Raw genomic sequence first — 17,445 nt, forward strand, 5'->3', positions numbered from 1 at the left:
GCCGGGGAGGGCAACACAGAGTGACGCGAACGAACATTTACTGGCGGCGGCGCGCTTTCGCGCACCGCCGCCGCTATCTCAGTACGCGCTTGCGAGGTCCGCCTTGGCGTTGTCCGTGCCGTACTGCCGGTCCTGGATGATGATGTCTTCCCCGACCGGCTCACCGCCGAAGAACGACTGCGCCGTGGCGAAGGAGAGTGGCCCGAAGCGCGGGTTCGATTCGACGACCGCCGAGGCCCAGCCGTCCACAATGGCCTGCACAGCGCCCTTGGTGCCGTCGATCGACACCACCTTCACGTCGCCGGCCTTCTTGCCGGCGCCCTTGAGGGCCGTGATCGCGCCGAGCGCCATCTCGTCGTTCTCGCCGTAGATCCCGTTGATGTCCGGGTTGGACTGCAGCAGCTGCTCGGTGACTTTCTGCCCGTCCTCGCGAGCGAAGTTGCCCGTCTGTTCAAAGACGATCTTGATCTCCGGGGCGACCTTGGCGATCTCGTCCTTGAAGCCGCTGGTCCGCAGCGTGGTGACGTTGTTGCCGGGCGCACCGAGCAGGATGGCCACCTTGCCCTTGTTGCCCATCGCCTTGGCCATCTCGTCGGCGGCGCGTTTGCCCTGCTCAGCGAAGTCCGACCCGATGAAGGTCAGGTAGTCCTTGCAGGGGGTGGCGTTGATCTTCCGGTCGATCGTGATGATCGGGACCTTCTTGGCCGACGCCTTGGCGAAGACCGAATCCCAGCCGTCCGAGTTGAGCGGCGCGATCACCAGCAGCTGAACACCCGAGTCGATCATCTGCTCGACGTCGCTGATCTGCTTGTTGAACTGGGAGTTTGCGTTCGTTGTCGTGAGATTCGTGATGCCGAGCTTGGCCGCTTCGTCCTTGATGGACTGGGTCTCGGCGATGCGGAACGGGTTGGCCTCCTTCTCCGACTGGGAGAAGCCGACCTTGGCCGTCTTGAGGTCCAGTTTGGTCCCGCCGAACTGGTCGATCGTGCAGGTCGCAGCCCCGGCCGAGGCCGATGCGGCGACCTGGGCGCCGGCCGAGGCCGGTGCGGCCGAGCCGGTCTTGGAACCGTCGTCCTCGGACTTCGCGCAGGCTCCGGCACCGAGAATAAGCAGGGCCGCACTGAGCGTGACGGCCGTTGGGCGCAAAAGACTCATGATTTGTGCTCCTTAGCGGTGATGAGACATCGGGGAGTAACCGCCTGGAAACACATTCACGCACTATCGAACTTTTCCTGTCAAGGACGCACGCGGTAACGTCCAGTTCGGAAAATTAAACGACAGCGTTCGATGTACGCGCCATGTCCCAGCGCGCCGACATCGCGGTGTAAAGGCGCAACGCCTCGTCCGGCCGCTCGCCGCCGAGCACCGCCGCGTCCTCCAGGGCCGCGGCCAGCTCGAACCGGCGGCCGACCCGTCGATAGTGCTCAGCGGCCTCGCGCGCGGGCGCCGGATCGCCGGTCCGCAGGGCCTGACAGCGCAGGTGAGCGGCGTGCGCCCGGGCCGGCCGGACCTCCTTGGCGGCTTCCGTCGCGCAGATCGTCGCCGCCTGTTCGGCTATGTCCATTCTGGACTCGCGCAGGGCGAGCCGGAGCACGTCCGGCAGCCACTGGTGGCGCAGCATCATCGGCGCGTACGACGGCTGCAGCAGCGGCGCCAGCGTCGCCAGTGCCTCGGCCGGACGGCCCTGCTGCTCGGCCGCGAGCGCCCGCGCCACCAGCAGGAAGTCGCAGTTCTCCCGTTCCGCCTCGCTGGCCGGCACCGCGTCGGCCGCGTCCAGGTGCGCGGCGGCGAGGTCGCGGGCGTCCCGGTGCAGGGCGATCAGCGCGGCCACCCCGTGCATCAGCATGGTCACCGCACCCGGCTCGCGCAGGCCGTGGAACATGATGCCGGGTCCGTCGTCGGTCACCGCCGACACCTCGGCCAGCGCATCGTCCCACCGGCCGGTCCAGTAATCCTGCACCGCGGTCGCGACCTGCATGTTCGCGGTGAGCCGGTGCTCGGCGGCAAACTCGGCGGCGGCCCGCAGGGTGCGCTGCGCCTCGTCCAGGCGGTCCAGATTTTGCAGCGAGAACAGCCGGTTGTCGAGCAGGTCGAAGTACGTCCCGGTCAGCTCGTCCCGGCCGTTGATCGCGGCCAGGGCCCGGTCGACGTGGGCGAGGGCGCGCTCGTGGTCGCGCCGGATCGAGCTGGTCAGCCAGATCGTCTGCAACGCGAACGCGGTCTCGTACGGCTGACCGGCCTGCACCGCCTCGGCGTGCACCACCTCCGCCCGCCGCTCGGCCTGGTCGAGATCGTCCAGGTCGCCACGGCGGAAGTTGGCCAGCAGCACCCGGTGCCGGGTCTGCCAGATCGTCGGCACCCGCGGGTCGTCGACGGCGTCGCGCAGCATCGCCACCGCCTCGGCCACCCCGCCCTTGCGGTAGCGCATGGTCGCCAGCAGCTGACGCATCTCGGCCCGGTCGGCCGGGTCGGTGGCGAGGCTCATCGCCTCCTCGGCCTCGGTCAACGGGAAACGCTCGCGGCGGAACTCCAGGCGCACCAGGGCGACCAGCAGCACGCCGCGCTGGGCGGCCGACGGCAGGTCGGTGCGCAGCGCGCGCCGGATCAGGTCGGCGGCGATCTGCGGGGTCCGCCGGATCACCTCGCCGTGGTGCGCGAGCAGCCAGTTGAGCACCCAGGTGTCGACCGCCGGGGTCTCCGCGTTGAGCTGCTCGGCCACTCGGGTCACCGAGCTGCCGCCGGCCGCGAGCACCTCGGCCGCGTGCCGGTGCAGGCCGGCCCGCAGCGCCGGCGGCACGCTCTCGACCAGCGCCTGACGAAGGTATCCGTGCCGGAACGCCAGGTCGGTGCCGCTGTCCACCAGCACGTCTGCCGTCAACGCCTCCTCCAGCGCGCCGACCAGGTCGAGCGCCGAGCGGCCGGTCACCGCCACCACCTCGCTCACCGAGAACTCGGCGCCGAGCAGGGCGGCCAGCCGTAGCACCTCGCGGGTCGGCCCGGAGAGCAGATCCAGGGTGGAGTGCACGGCGGCGAGCAGGGTGCGCGGCGGGGCGACGGTCACGTCCGGGCCGATGTCGGCGCGGCCGCCGGCGACCTCGATGACGTCCCGCTGGCGCAGCGCGCCGACCAACTCGCGGGCGAACAGCGGGTTACCGCCGGAGCGGGACACCAGCGTCCGCAGGTTGGGGCCGGGCGGGGCACCGACCTGCGCGGCGACCAGGCGATCGAGGTCGGCGGCCGGGAGCGGGCCGAGCCGCAGGCCGACCGCGTGGCGCGGGCGGTCGGTGGCGCGCGCGGCCGCGACCAGCAGCAACGGCAGCCGGCCGACCAGGCCCTGCAGCCGCTCCCACACCCGGACCGTCGAGCTGTCCGCCCACTGCATGTCGTCGACGATCAGGATCAGCGGAGCGGCCGCGCACGCCGCCCGGACCGAGGCGACGATCTGGTCCTCCGCGACATCCGGCTCGGCGACCGGGCTGCGCGGGCGGCGCGAGGCGGACTCCAGGCCGAGGGCCCGGGACAGCACCTGCAGGGGTACGCGGGAACCCAGCTGATCGGCGGCTCCCCAGGCCACCCGGCAACCGCAGCGGGCCGCGTCGGCGAACGCGTGGGTCAGCAGCTCGGTCTTGCCGATGCCCGGCTCGCCCTCGATCCAGATCGACCCGCCGGTGCCGCCCGCGACCTGCCGCACCATCTGCCGCAGCCGATCGACCTCGGCCCCGCGGCCGAACCAGTCGCGCCCGGCCAGCCCGTCGCGCAGCGCCTTCGCCACCGCGGTCGGCACCACCGTGCGCAGCGGCTCCGGCACCGGCAGGGCGGCCGGTTGCTCGGCCGACCCGGCCAGCACCTGCCGTTGCAGCTCCTGCAGGGCCGGCCCGGGCTCGATGCCCAGCTCGGCGACCAGGGTGCGGCGGGCCGCCCGGAACACCTCGAGCGCCTCGGCGTGCCGGCCGGCCCGGTGCAGCGCCCGCATCAGCAACTCGTGCAGCGGCTCGTGCAGCGGGTTGTCCTTGACCAGGCCGGTCAGCTCGGCGATCAGGCCGTCGTCGCCGCCGCGGTCCAGCAGGATGCGGGCCCGCTGCTCGGCGGTGGCCAGCCGCAGCTCGGCCAGGCGCTGCCGGTCCAGCTCCAGGAACGGGCCGGCCAGGGTCGCGTAGGCATCGCCGCGCCACAGCTCGAGCGCCTCGTCCAGCCGGTCGGCCGCGGCCCGCCCGTCGCCGGCGTGCAGCAGCTCGGACGCCGCCGTGCGCAGCTGCTGGAAGCGGGCCGCGTCCAGGTCGGCGGTCTCGACCCGGAGCAGGTAGCCGCCCGAGGCGGTGGTCAGCAGGCCCGGCGTCAGCGCCCGGCGCAACCCCGAGACGTACGTGTAGACGCTGCCCGCCGCGGTGGCCGGCGGCGAGTCACCCCAGATCGCGGTGATCAGCTCGTCCCGGCCGACGAGCCGGCCGGCGTGCGCGGCGAGCACGGCGAAGACCGCCCGCTGACGGGCCGCGCCCAGCTCGATCTCCCGGTCGGCGATCCAGGCGCGAACCGGCCCGAGCACGCTGACGCGCAAGATTTCCGGCACGTGTCCTCCCGGGATGGGTGTCCTCAACTTCGAGGGAGACGGGCCGGGTGTCAATGGATAACAGAAACCGTCCTTACGGGCACACCTGGTTCGTAGCCCTTCCCGGTCGGCCGAGCCCCCTGCTGAACTGGTCTATCGGCCTGTATTCCGTCCTGAAGGATCTCTGAAGGTTCTCTGAAGAACCTTTTCCGACACTTGCTCCCACACCTCTGAGAGGGGAGCAGCTCATGGAACAGATCAAGGTCGCGTTGCAGGCGATGGATCCGGTCAGTCATGCCGGGCTGGCCGCGCTGCTCCAATTTCGGAACGACATGCTGGTGCTGCGCACCAATCAGCGGCACGACGCCGACGTGCTGGTCGCCGCGGCCGAGCGACTCACCCCGGACGTGGTGGCCGGGCTGCGCCGGGCCGGCGCCGACGTGCCCGCCCCGATCGTGCTGGTCTGCCAGGAGATCCTCGAGGCCGAGCTGATGACCGCCGTCGAATGCAAGGTGGTCGGCATCCTGCCGCGCCCGGCGGTCACCGCGGAACGGCTGGCGCACAGCGTCCGGGCCGCGGCCGCGGGCGGTGGGGTGATGCCGCCGAACCTGGTCGGTGAGCTGCTCAAACAGGTCGAGCGGATGCAGCGGGACGTGCTGGCACCGAACGGGCTGAACGCGTCCGGGCTCACCCCGCGCGAGATCGACGTGCTGCGGCTGATGGCGGACGGCTTCGACACCAACGAGATCGCCGGGAAGCTCTGCTACTCGGAGCGGACCGTCAAGAACGTCATCTATGGCGTGACCCACCGGCTCAAGCTCCGCAACCGCTCGCATGCGGTGGCCTACGCGCTGCGGGCCGGGATGATCTGATGTCCGGGTGGACAACCCCCCGAAGCTGAAGAAGGGCGACCGCGTCGCGGTCGTCTCGCCGTCCTGGGCCGGTCCGGCCGTCTACCCGGCCCTCCATGACCTCTCCCTGCAGCGGATCCGGGAGCTGCTCGAACTCGAACCGGTGGAGTTCCCGACGACCCGGCAGCCGGGCGCCTCGGCGGCCGCCCGCGCTGCCGACCTGATGGCCGCCTACGCCGATCCGTCGATCCGGGCGGTCTTCGCCACGATCGGCGGCGACGACCAGATCACCGTGCTGCCGCATCTCGACCCGGCGCCGTTCCGGGCCGATCCGAAGCCCTACTTCGGCTACTCCGACAACACCAACCTGCTCAACTGGCTGTGGCTGCACGGCGTGGCCGGCTATCACGGCGGTTCGACGATGGTGCACCTCGGCCGGGGCGGCTCGGTCGACCCCGAGCACCTGATCTCGCTGCGCGCGGCGCTCTTCGAGACCGGCGATCTGGCGATCACCGAGGTCCCGGCCTTCACCGACGAGGAGCTGAGCTGGGCCGACCCGGCCTCGCTCACCACCGCGGCGCCGCGGGTGGCGAGCCCCGGCTTCGTCTGGCACCGGGCCGACCGGGTGGTCACCGCGCCGACCTGGGGCGGCAGCCTGGAGATCGTGAGCTGGAACCTGGCCGCGAACCGGTGGATCAAGCCGGTCGAGGACTACGCCGGGTCGATCCTGCTGCTGGAGACCTCGGAGGAGTTGCCGTCGGCCGAATCGGTGTTCCGGGTGCTGCGCAACGCCGGCGAACGCGGCCTTCTCGAGCAGTTCCCGGCGGTCGTCGTCGCCACCGCCAAGGCCAGCAACCGGGAGAGCCGGCCACCGCAGTCGGAGCGGGCGAAGTTCCGTGACGACCAGCGCGATGCGGTGCTGAAGGCACTCGCCGCCTACAACCCGTCAGCGATGGCTGTCTTCGGTGTCGATTTCGGACACACGGCGCCGCAGTGGATCCTCCCGTACGGCGGCCGGATGACCATCGACGGCCCGGCCCGGACGATCATTGCGCACTTTTGACCGTCTGCCGCAGCGGCGGTGAACACGGGTCGCAGAACGTATCGGCCGGTGTGTGGGCGGCAAGCCGGCTGGGGATCAGGAAGAACGCCAGCACGCTGCCGCCCACCATCAGGCCCGCGCAGATCAGCATCGCGTGCCGATAGATCGGATGCAGCTGATCAGCAACGGTCAGATTGCCGGCACCCAGGCCGGCCGCCAGCGGCAGGATCGCCACCGACAACAGGCTGGCGGCCCGGGCCACCGCGTTGTTCACCCCCGAGGCGATTCCGGCGTATGCGTCGTCCAGCGAACCCAGGGCGGTCGCCGTCAACGGCGCCACCAGAAGCGACAACCCCAGCCCAAAGATGATCACCGCGGGGAACACGCCGGTCAGGTAGGACTCGCCCGGCCCGATCATCGACATCAGCACCAGCGCCACGGCACACAGCAGCGGCCCGGCCGTCATCGGGATCCGCGGCCCGATCCGCTGGCCCAGCGCACCCGACCGGGCCGACAGCAGCAGCATCAGAACGGTCACCGGCAGCATCGCGATCCCGCTGACCAGCGGCGAGAAACCGGCCACCACCTGCAGGTTGACCACCACCAGGAAGAAGACGCCGCCGTTCGCCGCGTAGACCAGCAACGTCACCAGGTTGGCCCCGGCGAACGACTTGTTGCGGAAGATCGCCAGCGGCACCATCGGCTCCGGCGAGCGGCGCTCCTGCAGCACGAACGCCACCAGACCGGCCACGCCGACGGCCAGCGAGAGCAGCACGACCGGGTCGCCCGGCCCGCGCATCGGCCAGGCGGTGAAGCCGTAGGTGAGCCCGCCGAGCCCGACCGCGCCGAGGACCACGCCGGCCGCGTCGATCCGGCGGGCGGCGGTGGGATTGCGCGATTCGGGGACGTGCCGGGCCGCGACCCACAGCACGAGCGCCGCGACCGGCACGTTGATCAAGAAAATGTACCGCCAGCTGCCGGCTTCGACGAGCCAGCCGCCGAGGAACGGTCCCAGCGCACCGCCGATGCCGCCCAGCCCGGACCAGGCGCCGATCGCCCGGGCCCGGTCCTCGCGGGTGAAGGACGCCTCCAGGATCGCCAGCGCCCCCGGGGTGAGCAGGGCGCCGCCGATCCCCTGCAGCACGCGGGCGCCGATCAGCAGCTCGATGCCGGGCGCCAGCCCGCAGAGCAGCGAGGCGGTCGCGAACCAGGTGATACCGATCATGAACACGCGCTTGCGGCCGAACCGATCGCCCAGCGACCCGCCCAGCAGGATCAGCGAGGCAAGGCTCAACGCGTACCCGTTGATGGTCCACTGCAGACCGGCCGCGTCCGCGTCGAGGCTGCGCCCGATCTGCGGGAGCGCGATGTTGACGACCGTCGCGTCGATGAAGGCCAGGCTGGAGCCGAGCACGGTGGCCAGCAGTACCCACCGGCCGCGGGAGCTGCGGTAACTGATCAGAGCGGGCTCGGCCATGCCGCCGAGGCTACGCGTCCCTGATCAAGCCGGGCATCGGTCGGATGACTTCAGGCGGTGTGGCGGCTGAGCTCCTCCGGAGCGTGCGTGATGGTCGACTGCACGGACCGGGTGACGGCCCAGGACGCGGCCGCCGCCAGCCGGCCGGCCCGGGTGATCGCGGGCGGCCGGCACAGCATCAGGTTGTCCAGCCGGGCGCAGAGCTCGGCCCGGTGGAACGGCTTGGTCAGGTAGTCGTCGGCGCCCGCCTGCAGCGCGGCGACGACCCGCCGGTCGTTGACGTCGGCGCTGATCAGCATGACCGGCAGCAGCTCGGTGCCCGGTTCGGCCCGCAGCCGCCGGCACAGATCGATGCCGGACTCGCCGGGCATCCGCACGTCGAGCACGGCGGCGTCGATGCCACCAGCGCGCAGGAGCTGCATGGCGGACTCGGCGTCCTCCGCGGCGACGACGTCGTGCCCGGCCCGCCGCAGCGCGAGCGTGAGCAGCTCACGGTGGTCGGCATCGTCGTCGGCGATGAGCACGGTAGACACGGAACCTCCAGCGAAGACAGGCGGAACATCCTGATGTTCGGCACCGCCCCGGAGACCGCTGAGCCCTTTCCGTGGATGTGCACGTACGTGCACATCCACGCGATTGTGCGCGTACGTGCACAGCGGCTAAGATGTGCGCGTACGTGCACAGCGGGAGGTGGGTAATGCGCATCGGCAACGCCGACGATCTGGGCCGCTATGTACGCAGCCGGCGCGGTGCCGCGCGCATCAGCCAGGCCGACCTGGCCATCCGGGCGGGTGTGAGTCGCCGCTGGCTCTCCGACCTGGAGTCCGGCAAGCCCACCGCCGAGATCGGCCTGGTCTTCAAGATCCTCGGCGCGCTGGGGCTCTACCTGGACTGCCGTCCCGAGCCCACCCCCCAGATCGACCTGGACGCGTTCCTTGATTCCCTCGGAGGTGCGCCATGATCCGCGAGCTGGCGGTATTGCTCGGCGGACGGGTCGCGGGACGGCTCATCCAGGGCGACGGCGGCGTGTTGTCGCTCGTCTACGACCCGGTTTACGCCGAGACCGAGGGCGCCATGCCGGTCTCGCTGTCCATGCCGCTCATCGACGAGGTTTGCCCACCCGCCGCCGTTCGTGCGTTCTGCCAGGGTCTTCTCCCCGACAACGAGGTCGTGCTGGAGCGCTGGGGCCGAGACTTCCAGGTGTCGCCCGGCAACCCGTTCGCGCTGCTCAGTCATGTCGGCGAGGACTGCGCGGGAGCGGTGCAGTTCGTGCTGCCCGAGCGCGTCGAGGCCATCCTCGCCCGGGACGGCGCGATCGTGCCGCTCAGCGAGGAGCAGGTCGCGGGGCGGCTGCGCACCCTCCGGCGGGACCCGTCCGCCTGGCACCTCGCCGGCACCGGCCAGTTCAGCCTCGCGGGTGCGCAGGCCAAGACGGCGCTGCACCTCGACGGTCGCACCGGGCAGTGGGGTGAGCCGTCCGGGGTGATCCCGACGACGCACATCCTCAAGCCGGCCATCGCCGGCTTCGACGACCACGATCTCAACGAGCACCTGTGCCTGCGGGCCGCACGGATCGCCGGGCTGCGGACCGCGCCCACCTCGGTGCGCTCGTTCGGGGGTGAGCGGGCCGTGGTCGTCGAACGGTACGACCGGCTACCGGTCGGCGACGGCCAGGTCACCCGGATCCACCAGGAGGACGTCTGCCAGGCGCTCGGCCTGCCGCCGACCGCGAAATACCAGAACGAGGGCGGTCCGTCACCCGAGCAGATCATCGCGCTGATCCGCCGCGCGATCGTCCCGCCGGTGGCCGCGCTCGAGGTTGACCGGTTCGTCGACGCGCTCGCTCTCAACTGGCTGATCGCCGGGACCGACGGGCACGCCAAGAACTACTCGTTGCTGATGGCCGGCGGACAGATCCGGCTCGCCCCGCTCTACGACGTGGCGAGCAGCCTGCCCTACGACGACATGTACCTTCCCCGGCTGCGGCTGGCCATGCGGATCGGCTCGGAATACCGGGTGGAGGCGATCACCGGGCGGCACTGGCGAGCCTTCGCCGCGCAGAACGGTCTTGATCCGGATCGGACGATCACCCGGATCGACGAGTTGGCCGGTCGGCTGCCGGGGGCGTTCGAGGAGGCCGCGCGGGCGGAGGCGGTCGTGGCGCTGAAGTCCAGCCTGCCGGAGCGGTTGACGGCGGCGGTCGGGAAGCATGCGGACCGGTGCCGCAAAAACCTGGCCTAATGTGTGATGCATGCGTGCTGCTGTCTTTGAAGAGGCTGGTCCGGCTGCCGTCCTGCAGATCGTCGAGCGGGACACGCCGCCGGTAGGGGCGGGTGAGGTCCGGGTTCGGATCGTGCTGTCCGCCGTCAATCCGACCGACACCGGGACCCGCGCGGGGCGCGGCGTTCCGGACGGGGTCGCGCCGCCGCGGGTGCCCAACCAGGACGGCGCCGGGCTTGTCGATGCGGTCGGCGACGGGGTGCACGGGCTGGAACCGGGGGACCGGGTCTGGGTGTGGGACGCCGCCTACGCGCGGGCCAACGGGACCGCCCAGGAGCTCGTCGTGCTGCCGCGCCGCCAGGTGGTGCGGATGAACGACGGGGTGCCGTTCGAGGTCGGGGCCGCGCTGGGCATTCCGGCGCTCACCGCGCACCGCTGCCTCACGCTGGCCAGCGACGGGCCGGCCCGGCTCGGGCCGGGTGCGCTCGACGGGCGGACGGTGCTGGTGGCGGGCGGGGCCGGCGCGGTCGGCAACGCGGCCATCCAGCTCGCCAAGTGGGCCGGGGCGACCGTGCTGACCACGGTCAGCTCGAAGGAGAAGGGCGATCTCGCGGCCGCGGCCGGTGCCGACGCGGTGATCAATTACCGCGAGGAGGACGTGGTCGCGCGGGTCAAGGAGCTGGCGCCGGGCGGCGTCCAGGTGGTGGTCGAGGTCAACACCGAAAACCTGCGGACCGACCTGAGCGTGATCGCACCGGGCGGCAACATCGGCATCTACGTGGCCGGCGAGGTGACGATCCCCAGCTTCAAGGCGATGCTCAAGAACGTCAGCCTCGACTTCGTGCTGACCTACACCACCACGACCGAGGAGAAGGACAACGCGGTCGCGGCCGTCGCCGAGGCGGTCGACGCCGGTGCCTTCCGGGTCGGGGAGGAGGCCGGTCTGCCGATCGTGCGTTTCCCGTTCGAGCAGGTCAGTGCCGCCCACGAGGCCGTCGAGCAGCACGTGGTCGGCAAGGTGGTCATCGACGTGACGCAGCCGTAAGCAGCGCGTCGGCCACCCGCTCCACACCACGCCCGTCCACGGCCGCCCATCCTCGGGCGGCCAGGGCGGTGCGCATGCCGGCGTCGGTGAGCAGGGTCCGCAGGGTGGTCACCGACTGCTCGTCGAAATGGCCGAGCTGCCCGAGCCCCGCCGCGAAGCCGCGAGCCATCGTCCGGTCGTACCCAAGAATTTGATTGTCGACCACCCAGACCAGAGCCGACGCCAGGCCGAGGCAGAGCAGTTCCCACGTCGAGGTGCCGCTGGCGCTGACCGCCAGGTCGGCGCCGGCGAGGAGTTTCGGCAGGTCGTCGGTGGGCGGGATGATCTCGAAACGCTGGTCCGGCCGAGCCGTGACGGCCCGCAGCTCGGTCCGCAGCTCCTCGTTGGCGCCGATGATCGTCGCGTCGAAGGCGACGCCGGTCGCCGCGAGGAGGGCGGCAGCCTGCGGCGCCGCACGGTAGGCGTCGGTGCCGCCGAAAAAGGCAACCACCTTGGGTGTACGCGTGGAGCTGTGCACCGGGGGAGTGAGCGGTCGCAGCTGCCGCACCGACCCGCGCAGCAGCGCGTAGTCGAGGCCGGCCAGCCCGATCGCGTCGGCGATGGTGATCACCGAGTCGAGGTTCTGGTCGACGTAGATGTCGGCGGTCTGGCCGCGGAAGTCGCCGTCCACGATGGCGAGCACCGGCCACCCGGCCGCCCGCACGGCCACGCTGTGCTCGGGCGGCAGGGTGTACGAGTCGATCACCAGCGCGTCGATCCCGAGGCGCTCGACCGCGGCGACCAGCCCGGCGGCGTCGGCCGGCGGCGGGTCGCACGGCAGGCCGCGCTGGGTGAGCTGGGCCTCGGCCCACTGGACGCCGCCGAGGTCGGCCAGGAACCGGACCTCCACGTTGCGCGCCACGAGCTCCTCGGCCAGCGCCACACAGCGGACCAGATGCCCGACGCCGGTGCGAGCACCGGCGTCGCAGCGAATTCCGACGACCGTCACGCCTGAACGAGAGCCTTCTGCAGGACGTGGGCGTTGAGCTCGATCAGCTCGGGCCGGCTCTCCAGCCAGGCGACCAGCTCGTGCAGCGCGACCGGCTCGTCGCCGAAGTGGTCGACGATCGCCGAGACCACCCGCCAGTCGTCCTCGGTGTCCACCGTCAGCCGCAGGTGGGAGAGGTCGGGCTGGAGGGTCAGGCCGATCACGTCGAAGTCGTTGGCGTGCGTGTAGATGTACGACGTCACGTGCACCCGGTGGTGCTCGGTGGCGAGCGCGTCGATCGCGCGCAGCACCGGCGTGCGGACCATCTCGACATCCAGGCCGCGCGGCAGGGTGTGCGCGATCGACGTGGTCAGGTAGTCGGCGCCGGCCGCGACGAACACCCGGTGCGCCCGGCTGATGATGGCCGGGTCGATGAGCGGATTGTCCGCGGTGAACCGCAGCACGATGTCGCTCTCGTAGTCGTCGAGCACGCCGAGGAACCGGGCGAGGACGTCGTCGACCGGCCCGCGGTGGCAGGGCACCCCGATCCGGGCGCATTCCTCGACGATCACGTCGTCGGTCTCCTCGACGGTGGTCGCCACGATCACCTGGTCGAGGACGCCGCTCAGCTGTGCGCTGCGCACACAGCGCTCGAGCACGGAGCGGCCGCCGAGCTGAAGAAGAACCTTGCCAGGCAGACGCGATGAGTCCATCCGTGCCTGAATGATGCCAAGGGTGGTCATTTCGTACCTTTTCGAAGGCGGTTACGGGCCTTACGCGCTACGCCATACCCAAGCTTCACGAAGCGGTAGCCGGCTTTGTCGCTGAAAGTGGCGATCTGCCGGCGAGCTTTTTGAAGTTCTTTCTCCCGCTTGCCGAGCAGTTTCTCGTAGAACTCGGCGCGGGAAGCGGCATCGGCCAGCTCGCGGCGTAGGGCCTGGAGCTGTTCCGCATGCTCGCGGCGGGAGTCTGGCACAAGCGGATCTTCGCCGTCCATAACCGCCGGGTAGTCGCCAGGCAACCCTGCGACGCCATGCAGGATCTCGGTCAGCGTCGCGAGGTCGGTGAAGGCCGGCCAGGGGTGCGCATAGCCGCCGGTCAGCAGGGTGTTGGCGAACCGGCGGAGAGCATCCGCCCGGGGCGGTGCGCTCGGGTCCAGCGCCACGAAAGTGTCGTGATCCACGATCACGCTCTCGGCCGTGGTCTCCGGCAGCGCGGCCATCCAGCCGGTGAGGAGCCGCCGCAGCGTCGGCAGGTCGCCGCGCAGGGCGGCGCCGAGCAGGAGCTCCTCCAGCAGCCGTCCCGCCGGGAGGGCTCGCTCGCCCAGTGGGCCATCGCCGAGCAACACGGGTGGCAGCTGCAACGCCGGCGCGGCGCGCGGCGCGAGGTGCGCGACGACCAGCCAGCCGGCCGCGAGTTCCGCTCCGAGGCCGGCCCGCACGGCGGTCGAGGCGAGTCGGCGCGGATCGCTGAGCACGGACTTCTCGGCGTACGCCGTGGCGAGCGCGCCGGCGGCGAGCGCGGCGAGCGCGCTCGAGGAGTCCAGCGCGGTCGACGTGGCGATCAGGGTGGGTGCGGCCGGCGTCGGCCAAGCCGCGCCGAGCCAGTCGACGGCCAGGCCCTCGGCGGCCAGGCGGGCGGTCAGCCGGGCCGGGGTGCCGGGGCGGCTCTCGTCGAACTCGCCGAGCGGCCGCCACGCGCTGTTGTCCTGAAGGGCGGTGCCGGTGGCCGGGTCGACCAGGCGATGCACGCCCAACTCGTTCTCCACGGCCAGCAGCAGCGTGCCGCCGGGGCGCAGCGCCCGCTTGAGCACGGCCAGGCTCTCGGCCCAGTCGAGCTGAGCGTCCTCCACCGAGCAGAGCCGCCCGACGCCGTCGAGCGCGACCACGAAGTCCCAGCGCTCACTCTCCAGCTTGGTCAGCGTGCCGCAGAGGACCGCGACGCCGGTGGCGTCCAGCGCCAGCGCATCCGGCTGGGAGCGGACCAGGCAGGTGACCGACGCCCGGGTGGCCAGCGCGTCGACGAGTGCCTCGTCGTGCGGGCCGGCCATCAGCACGTCCGCGCCGTCCGGCAGCTGATCGATCACGTAGCGTAACAACGCGCCGCCGGCCGGTGGCCGATCCTCGGTCCAGCCCGGCATCTCTCCGCCGATGAGCCGGATCATGCCGAGGCCGCCGCCCGCTCGCGTGCCCAGCCGAACATGGTGCGAAGTTCCGCAGGTGAGGCGAGGTAACCGGCGCCCAGCTCGGCCAGCGCGGCCGGCCTGGCCAGGGCCGGGTCGGGGTGCTTGCCGTGCAGCTCCGGCCACTGGCGACGGATCCGCTCGGCGGTCGAGAGGTCTTCGGACTCCAATTGCATCGGGTCACCGTAGACCGCCGGTGCACAGCCCGCCGCCACCCCGTAGAAGATCGCGCTGCTCAACCTGTTCGATGCGACCCGCTCGTGGGCGCGCAGCTCGGCGAGCTGGTTGTGCAGGAACCGGATGTCGGTGTCCAGCCAGTGCTGGCCGCGGTAGCCGTGGCAGATGACCCGGCCGGCCTTCTCGTACGTGGCGCGGACCTTGTCGTTGCGGTACTCGTGCCAGTAGAGGCAGAAGGTGACCGGGCCCGCCTCGGTCGCCATGATCTCGTCGATCAGGCGGCGGTGATCACCCTCCACGTCCTGCCGCTCCCAGCCGTGGAACGGGTACCAGATGGTGCCCCGGCGGGCCGGATCGGCGGGCGGCGCGGCGAACTCGAGCAGGTAGAGGAAGGGTGCGCCGATGACGGTCGCCTGGCGGCGACCCATCGACCACGCCCGCCGCCGGGTCTGCTCGGACCACAGGAAGATCGGCTTCCCCGGCGCGTACGGCGTGCCGGGGCCGAGCCCGTCCACCACATTCCAGCCGTGCTGTACGTAGCCGTCGATCCGCGGTGGTTTCGCCGGATCGAGGCCGCAGTACTCCGCGAGTACGTGCGCGTGGCCGTAGAAGTGGTTGGCGTGGTGCACCCGGTTAGCTCCCCAGGATGTGTCGCAGAGCCTCCACGACGCGGTCCTGGTCGGCGTCGGTGAGGTCCACGAAGAGCGGTAGTGACAGCTCCTCAGCGTAGAAAGCCTCGGCCACCGGGCACATCCCTCGTCGGTAGCCCATGTCCGCGTAGACCGGGTGCCAGTAGACCGGGATGTAGTTGACCTGTACGCCGATGCCGGCCTCGCGCATCCGGTCGTAGACCTCGCGGCGCCGGCCGTCGAGGATGCGCACCGGGTAGAGGTGGCGCATCGGGTCGACGCCCTCGCGCTGGATCGGCAGGCGCAGGCCCGGCACGTCGGCGAGCAGCTCGCCGTAGCGGGCGGTCAGGCGCTGCCGGGCGGCCTTGAACTCGGCGATCCGGCCCAGCTGCGAGCTGCCGAGCGCGCAGAGGAGGTCGGGCAGCCGGAAGTTCAGCCCGAACGACTGCACCTCGTAATACCAGCCGCCCTCGTCCGGGTGCCGGAGTTTGTCCTGGTCGCGGACCATGCCGATGTTCCGGAACGTGCGCGCCGCGGCGAGCAGGCCGGCTCGCGTGGAGGCGACCGCGCCGCCCTCGGCGGTGGTCAGGTTCTTCGTCGGGAAGAACGAGAACGTGGTCAGGTCGGCGAGCGTGCCGACCGGGCGACCGTGGTAGGTCGACCCGATGGCGTGCGCCGCGTCCCCGATCGTGACCGCCTCGACCCGCTCGGCGATCTTGCGCAGCGCGTCGTACTCGGCCGGGTGGCCGGCGTAGTCGACCGCGGTGATCGCCTTGGTGCGCGACGTGACCACGGCCTCGACCGCGGCCGGGTCGAGGTTGGCGGTCTCGTCCTCGACGTCCGCGAAGATCACCTTCGCGCCGAACAGGTTGGCACAGGACGCGGTCGCCACGAACGTCATCGGGGTGGTGACGACCTCGTCACCGGGCCCGACACCGGCCGCCGCGTACGCCGTGTGCAGCGCGGTCGTGCCGTTGGTCACGGTCACCGCCGGGGCGCCGGCGACGGCCTCGATGTCCGCCTCGAACTGGGCGACCCGGGGACCGGTGGTCAGCCAGTCGCTGCCGAGGGCGGCCAGAACCGCCTCGACATCGGCCTGGTCGATCGACTGCCGCCCGTACGGAAGCATCAGTTCTTCTCGTCGGCGGCGATGAGGTTGCGCATGTCCTCGATCGTGAGCCAGAGGTCGTTGTTGTCGGACCGGTAGTTGAAGCCGTCGGCGACCTCTTCGCCACCGGCCGGGGTCTCGTAGCCCCAGCTCGCGGCGACCGGCTGAACGACGTAGCGGTCCGGGAAGCGCAGCGTGCGGCGGCTGTCGTCGGAGGCGATCATTTCCTCGTGCAGCTTCTCGCCGGGGCGGATGCCGGTCTCGTGCGTCGGCGAACCGGGCGCGACCGCCTCGACCAGGTCCATGATCCGCATGCTCGGGATGCGCGGCACGAAGAGCTCGCCGCCCTCCATCACGTCGAACGAGTCGACCACGAACTTCACCGCGGCCGGCAGCGTGATCCAGAAGCGGGTCATCCGCTTGTCGGTGATCGGCAGGCTCTTGCCCTCGGCGGCCAGGCGGCGGAACAGCGGCACGACCGAGCCGCGGCTGCCCATCACGTTGCCGTAGCGGACGACCGACAGGCGGGTCGGGTGGGTGGCGGCGTAGTGGTTGCCGGCGATGATCAGCTTGTCGGCGACCAGCTTGGTCGCGCCGTACAGGTTGATCGGGCTGGACGCCTTGTCGGTGGAGAGCGCGACGACCCGCTTGACGCCGGCGTCGATCGCGGCGTCGAGGACGTTCTGCGAGCCGTTGATGTTCGTGTTCACGAACTCGCTCGGGTTGTACTCCGCGGTGTCGACCTGCTTGAGCGCGGCCGCGTGGACCAGGTAGTCGACGCCGTGCATCGCGCGCGCGAGCCGGTTGCGGTCGCGGATGTCGCCGAGGAAGAAGCGGAGGCGCTTGTCGTCGCCGAACATCTGGCGGAGCTCGTACTGCTTCAGCTCGTCCCGGGAAAAGATGACGATGCGCTGCGGGTCCAGGTTGTCGAGGGCGTATCGGAGGAACGCCTTACCGAACGAACCGGTGGCACCGGTGACGAGGATCGAAGATCCGCTGAGTACAGACACGATTGAGCTCCCGAGGGGTGGGCAAGGGCCATGCGAGGGGCAGTACGAAGGCAGTACGAGCCGGAAGCATAGTCAGCTTCGTAGGCTTTAACAGGGTAGACGAAAAAGGACAACACTCGTTCACGTTAGGTTCAGGCGGGATTGGTCATGGGGACCGTGAACCTGTAAGAAAGTAGGAGGCCTCTGTCTAT

At 71.0% G+C, this 17,445-nt stretch carries 15 protein-coding genes; 5 read left to right on the plus strand and 10 right to left on the minus strand.

Annotation, left to right across the window (positions count from 1 at the left end; genetic code table 11):
• Nucleotides 1-78 precede the first annotated feature (78 nt).
• Nucleotides 79-1,155, minus strand: coding sequence for an ABC transporter substrate-binding protein (locus tag Adu01nite_RS24985; protein ID WP_203729826.1), 1,077 nt, complete (start codon nucleotides 1,153-1,155; stop codon nucleotides 79-81).
• A gap of 115 nt (nucleotides 1,156-1,270) precedes the next feature.
• On the minus strand, nucleotides 1,271-4,567 hold the full coding sequence (locus Adu01nite_RS24990; protein ID WP_203729828.1) for an ATP-binding protein: 3,297 nt from the start codon (nucleotides 4,565-4,567) through the stop codon (nucleotides 1,271-1,273).
• 227 nt (nucleotides 4,568-4,794) lie between these two features.
• Between Adu01nite_RS24990 and Adu01nite_RS24995 the strand changes: the two genes are divergently transcribed.
• Both Adu01nite_RS24995 and Adu01nite_RS25000 read left to right on the plus strand, forming a co-directional pair.
• Nucleotides 4,795-5,418: a helix-turn-helix transcriptional regulator gene (locus tag Adu01nite_RS24995; RefSeq protein WP_203729830.1), complete on the plus strand. Its 624-nt coding sequence runs from the start codon at nucleotides 4,795-4,797 to the stop codon at nucleotides 5,416-5,418.
• Nucleotides 5,419-5,425: 7 nt separating this feature from the next.
• Nucleotides 5,426-6,460, plus strand: a complete 1,035-nt coding sequence (locus Adu01nite_RS25000; RefSeq protein WP_203729832.1) for an LD-carboxypeptidase — start codon at nucleotides 5,426-5,428, stop codon at nucleotides 6,458-6,460.
• Here Adu01nite_RS25000 and Adu01nite_RS25005 read toward each other — a convergent pair.
• Nucleotides 6,444-7,916, minus strand: coding sequence for a DHA2 family efflux MFS transporter permease subunit (locus Adu01nite_RS25005; RefSeq protein WP_203729834.1), 1,473 nt, complete (start codon nucleotides 7,914-7,916; stop codon nucleotides 6,444-6,446). The two genes, Adu01nite_RS25000 and Adu01nite_RS25005, sit on opposite strands and share 17 nt — an antisense overlap.
• Nucleotides 7,917-7,966: 50 nt before the next feature.
• Complete coding sequence (locus tag Adu01nite_RS25010; RefSeq protein WP_203729836.1) at nucleotides 7,967-8,449, minus strand: response regulator transcription factor; 483 nt, start codon at nucleotides 8,447-8,449, stop codon at nucleotides 7,967-7,969.
• Nucleotides 8,450-8,613: 164 nt separating this feature from the next.
• Here Adu01nite_RS25010 and Adu01nite_RS25015 point away from each other — a divergent pair, with 164 nt between their 5' ends.
• Genes Adu01nite_RS25015 through Adu01nite_RS25025 form a run of 3 tightly spaced genes read left to right on the plus strand, consistent with a single transcriptional unit; the run spans nucleotide 8,614 to nucleotide 11,181 of the window.
• Nucleotides 8,614-8,877: a helix-turn-helix domain-containing protein gene (locus Adu01nite_RS25015; protein ID WP_203729838.1), complete on the plus strand. Its 264-nt coding sequence runs from the start codon at nucleotides 8,614-8,616 to the stop codon at nucleotides 8,875-8,877.
• Nucleotides 8,874-10,157, plus strand: a complete 1,284-nt coding sequence (locus Adu01nite_RS25020; RefSeq protein ID WP_203729840.1) for a type II toxin-antitoxin system HipA family toxin — start codon at nucleotides 8,874-8,876, stop codon at nucleotides 10,155-10,157. Before Adu01nite_RS25015 ends, Adu01nite_RS25020 begins: the two co-directional genes overlap by 4 nt.
• A 10-nt stretch (nucleotides 10,158-10,167) precedes the next feature.
• A complete protein-coding gene (locus Adu01nite_RS25025) occupies nucleotides 10,168-11,181 on the plus strand; it encodes an NADPH:quinone reductase (RefSeq protein ID WP_203729842.1) in 1,014 nt (337 codons plus the stop codon).
• Here Adu01nite_RS25025 and Adu01nite_RS25030 read toward each other — a convergent pair.
• The 6 genes from Adu01nite_RS25030 to pseB are packed head-to-tail and all read right to left on the minus strand — an operon-like array spanning nucleotide 11,159 to nucleotide 17,254.
• Nucleotides 11,159-12,169: a PseG/SpsG family protein gene (locus Adu01nite_RS25030; protein ID WP_203729845.1), complete on the minus strand. Its 1,011-nt coding sequence runs from the start codon at nucleotides 12,167-12,169 to the stop codon at nucleotides 11,159-11,161. The genes Adu01nite_RS25025 and Adu01nite_RS25030 overlap by 23 nt on opposite strands.
• Nucleotides 12,166-12,891 carry a cytidylyltransferase domain-containing protein gene (locus tag Adu01nite_RS25035; protein ID WP_203729847.1) on the minus strand — a complete coding sequence of 242 codons (726 nt, stop codon included), beginning with the start codon at nucleotides 12,889-12,891 and terminating at the stop codon, nucleotides 12,166-12,168. The genes Adu01nite_RS25030 and Adu01nite_RS25035 overlap by 4 nt, the downstream gene beginning before the upstream one ends.
• Nucleotides 12,888-14,312 (minus strand): class I SAM-dependent methyltransferase, encoded by a 1,425-nt coding sequence (locus Adu01nite_RS25040; RefSeq protein WP_203729849.1) that lies wholly within the window; start codon nucleotides 14,310-14,312, stop codon nucleotides 12,888-12,890. The genes Adu01nite_RS25035 and Adu01nite_RS25040 overlap by 4 nt, the downstream gene beginning before the upstream one ends.
• Entirely contained in the window at nucleotides 14,309-15,136 is an 828-nt protein-coding gene (locus Adu01nite_RS25045; RefSeq protein WP_203729851.1) for a hypothetical protein, read from the minus strand. The genes Adu01nite_RS25040 and Adu01nite_RS25045 overlap by 4 nt, the downstream gene beginning before the upstream one ends.
• Before the next feature lie 4 nt (nucleotides 15,137-15,140).
• The gene (locus tag Adu01nite_RS25050) at nucleotides 15,141-16,265 is read right to left on the minus strand and encodes a DegT/DnrJ/EryC1/StrS family aminotransferase (RefSeq protein ID WP_203729853.1); all 1,125 of its coding nucleotides are present in this window, start codon (nucleotides 16,263-16,265) and stop codon (nucleotides 15,141-15,143) included.
• Nucleotides 16,265-17,254: a UDP-N-acetylglucosamine 4,6-dehydratase (inverting) gene (pseB, locus tag Adu01nite_RS25055; RefSeq protein ID WP_203729855.1), complete on the minus strand. Its 990-nt coding sequence runs from the start codon at nucleotides 17,252-17,254 to the stop codon at nucleotides 16,265-16,267. Before pseB ends, Adu01nite_RS25050 begins: the two co-directional genes overlap by 1 nt.
• Nucleotides 17,255-17,445: the final 191 nt, after the last annotated feature.

Origin of the sequence: Paractinoplanes durhamensis (assembly GCF_016862175.1) — a bacterium.
Taxonomy (GTDB): domain Bacteria; phylum Actinomycetota; class Actinomycetes; order Mycobacteriales; family Micromonosporaceae; genus Actinoplanes; species Actinoplanes durhamensis.

Bases quoted from the DNA above. Each gene is read 5' to 3' on its own strand.
- Adu01nite_RS24985 (WP_203729826.1), bottom strand. From the start codon at position 1,155: ATGAGTCTTTTGCGCCCAACGGCCGTCACGCTCAGTGCGGCCCTGCTT.
- Adu01nite_RS24995 (WP_203729830.1), top strand. From the start codon at position 4,795: ATGGAACAGATCAAGGTCGCGTTGCAGGCGATGGATCCGGTCAGTCAT.
- Adu01nite_RS25005 (WP_203729834.1), bottom strand. From the start codon at position 7,916: ATGGCCGAGCCCGCTCTGATCAGTTACCGCAGCTCCCGCGGCCGGTGG.
- Adu01nite_RS25015 (WP_203729838.1), top strand. From the start codon at position 8,614: ATGCGCATCGGCAACGCCGACGATCTGGGCCGCTATGTACGCAGCCGG.
- Adu01nite_RS25020 (WP_203729840.1), top strand. From the start codon at position 8,874: ATGATCCGCGAGCTGGCGGTATTGCTCGGCGGACGGGTCGCGGGACGG.
- Adu01nite_RS25025 (WP_203729842.1), top strand. From the start codon at position 10,168: ATGCGTGCTGCTGTCTTTGAAGAGGCTGGTCCGGCTGCCGTCCTGCAG.
- Adu01nite_RS25035 (WP_203729847.1), bottom strand. From the start codon at position 12,891: ATGACCACCCTTGGCATCATTCAGGCACGGATGGACTCATCGCGTCTG.
- Adu01nite_RS25040 (WP_203729849.1), bottom strand. From the start codon at position 14,312: ATGATCCGGCTCATCGGCGGAGAGATGCCGGGCTGGACCGAGGATCGG.
- Adu01nite_RS25050 (WP_203729853.1), bottom strand. From the start codon at position 16,265: ATGCTTCCGTACGGGCGGCAGTCGATCGACCAGGCCGATGTCGAGGCG.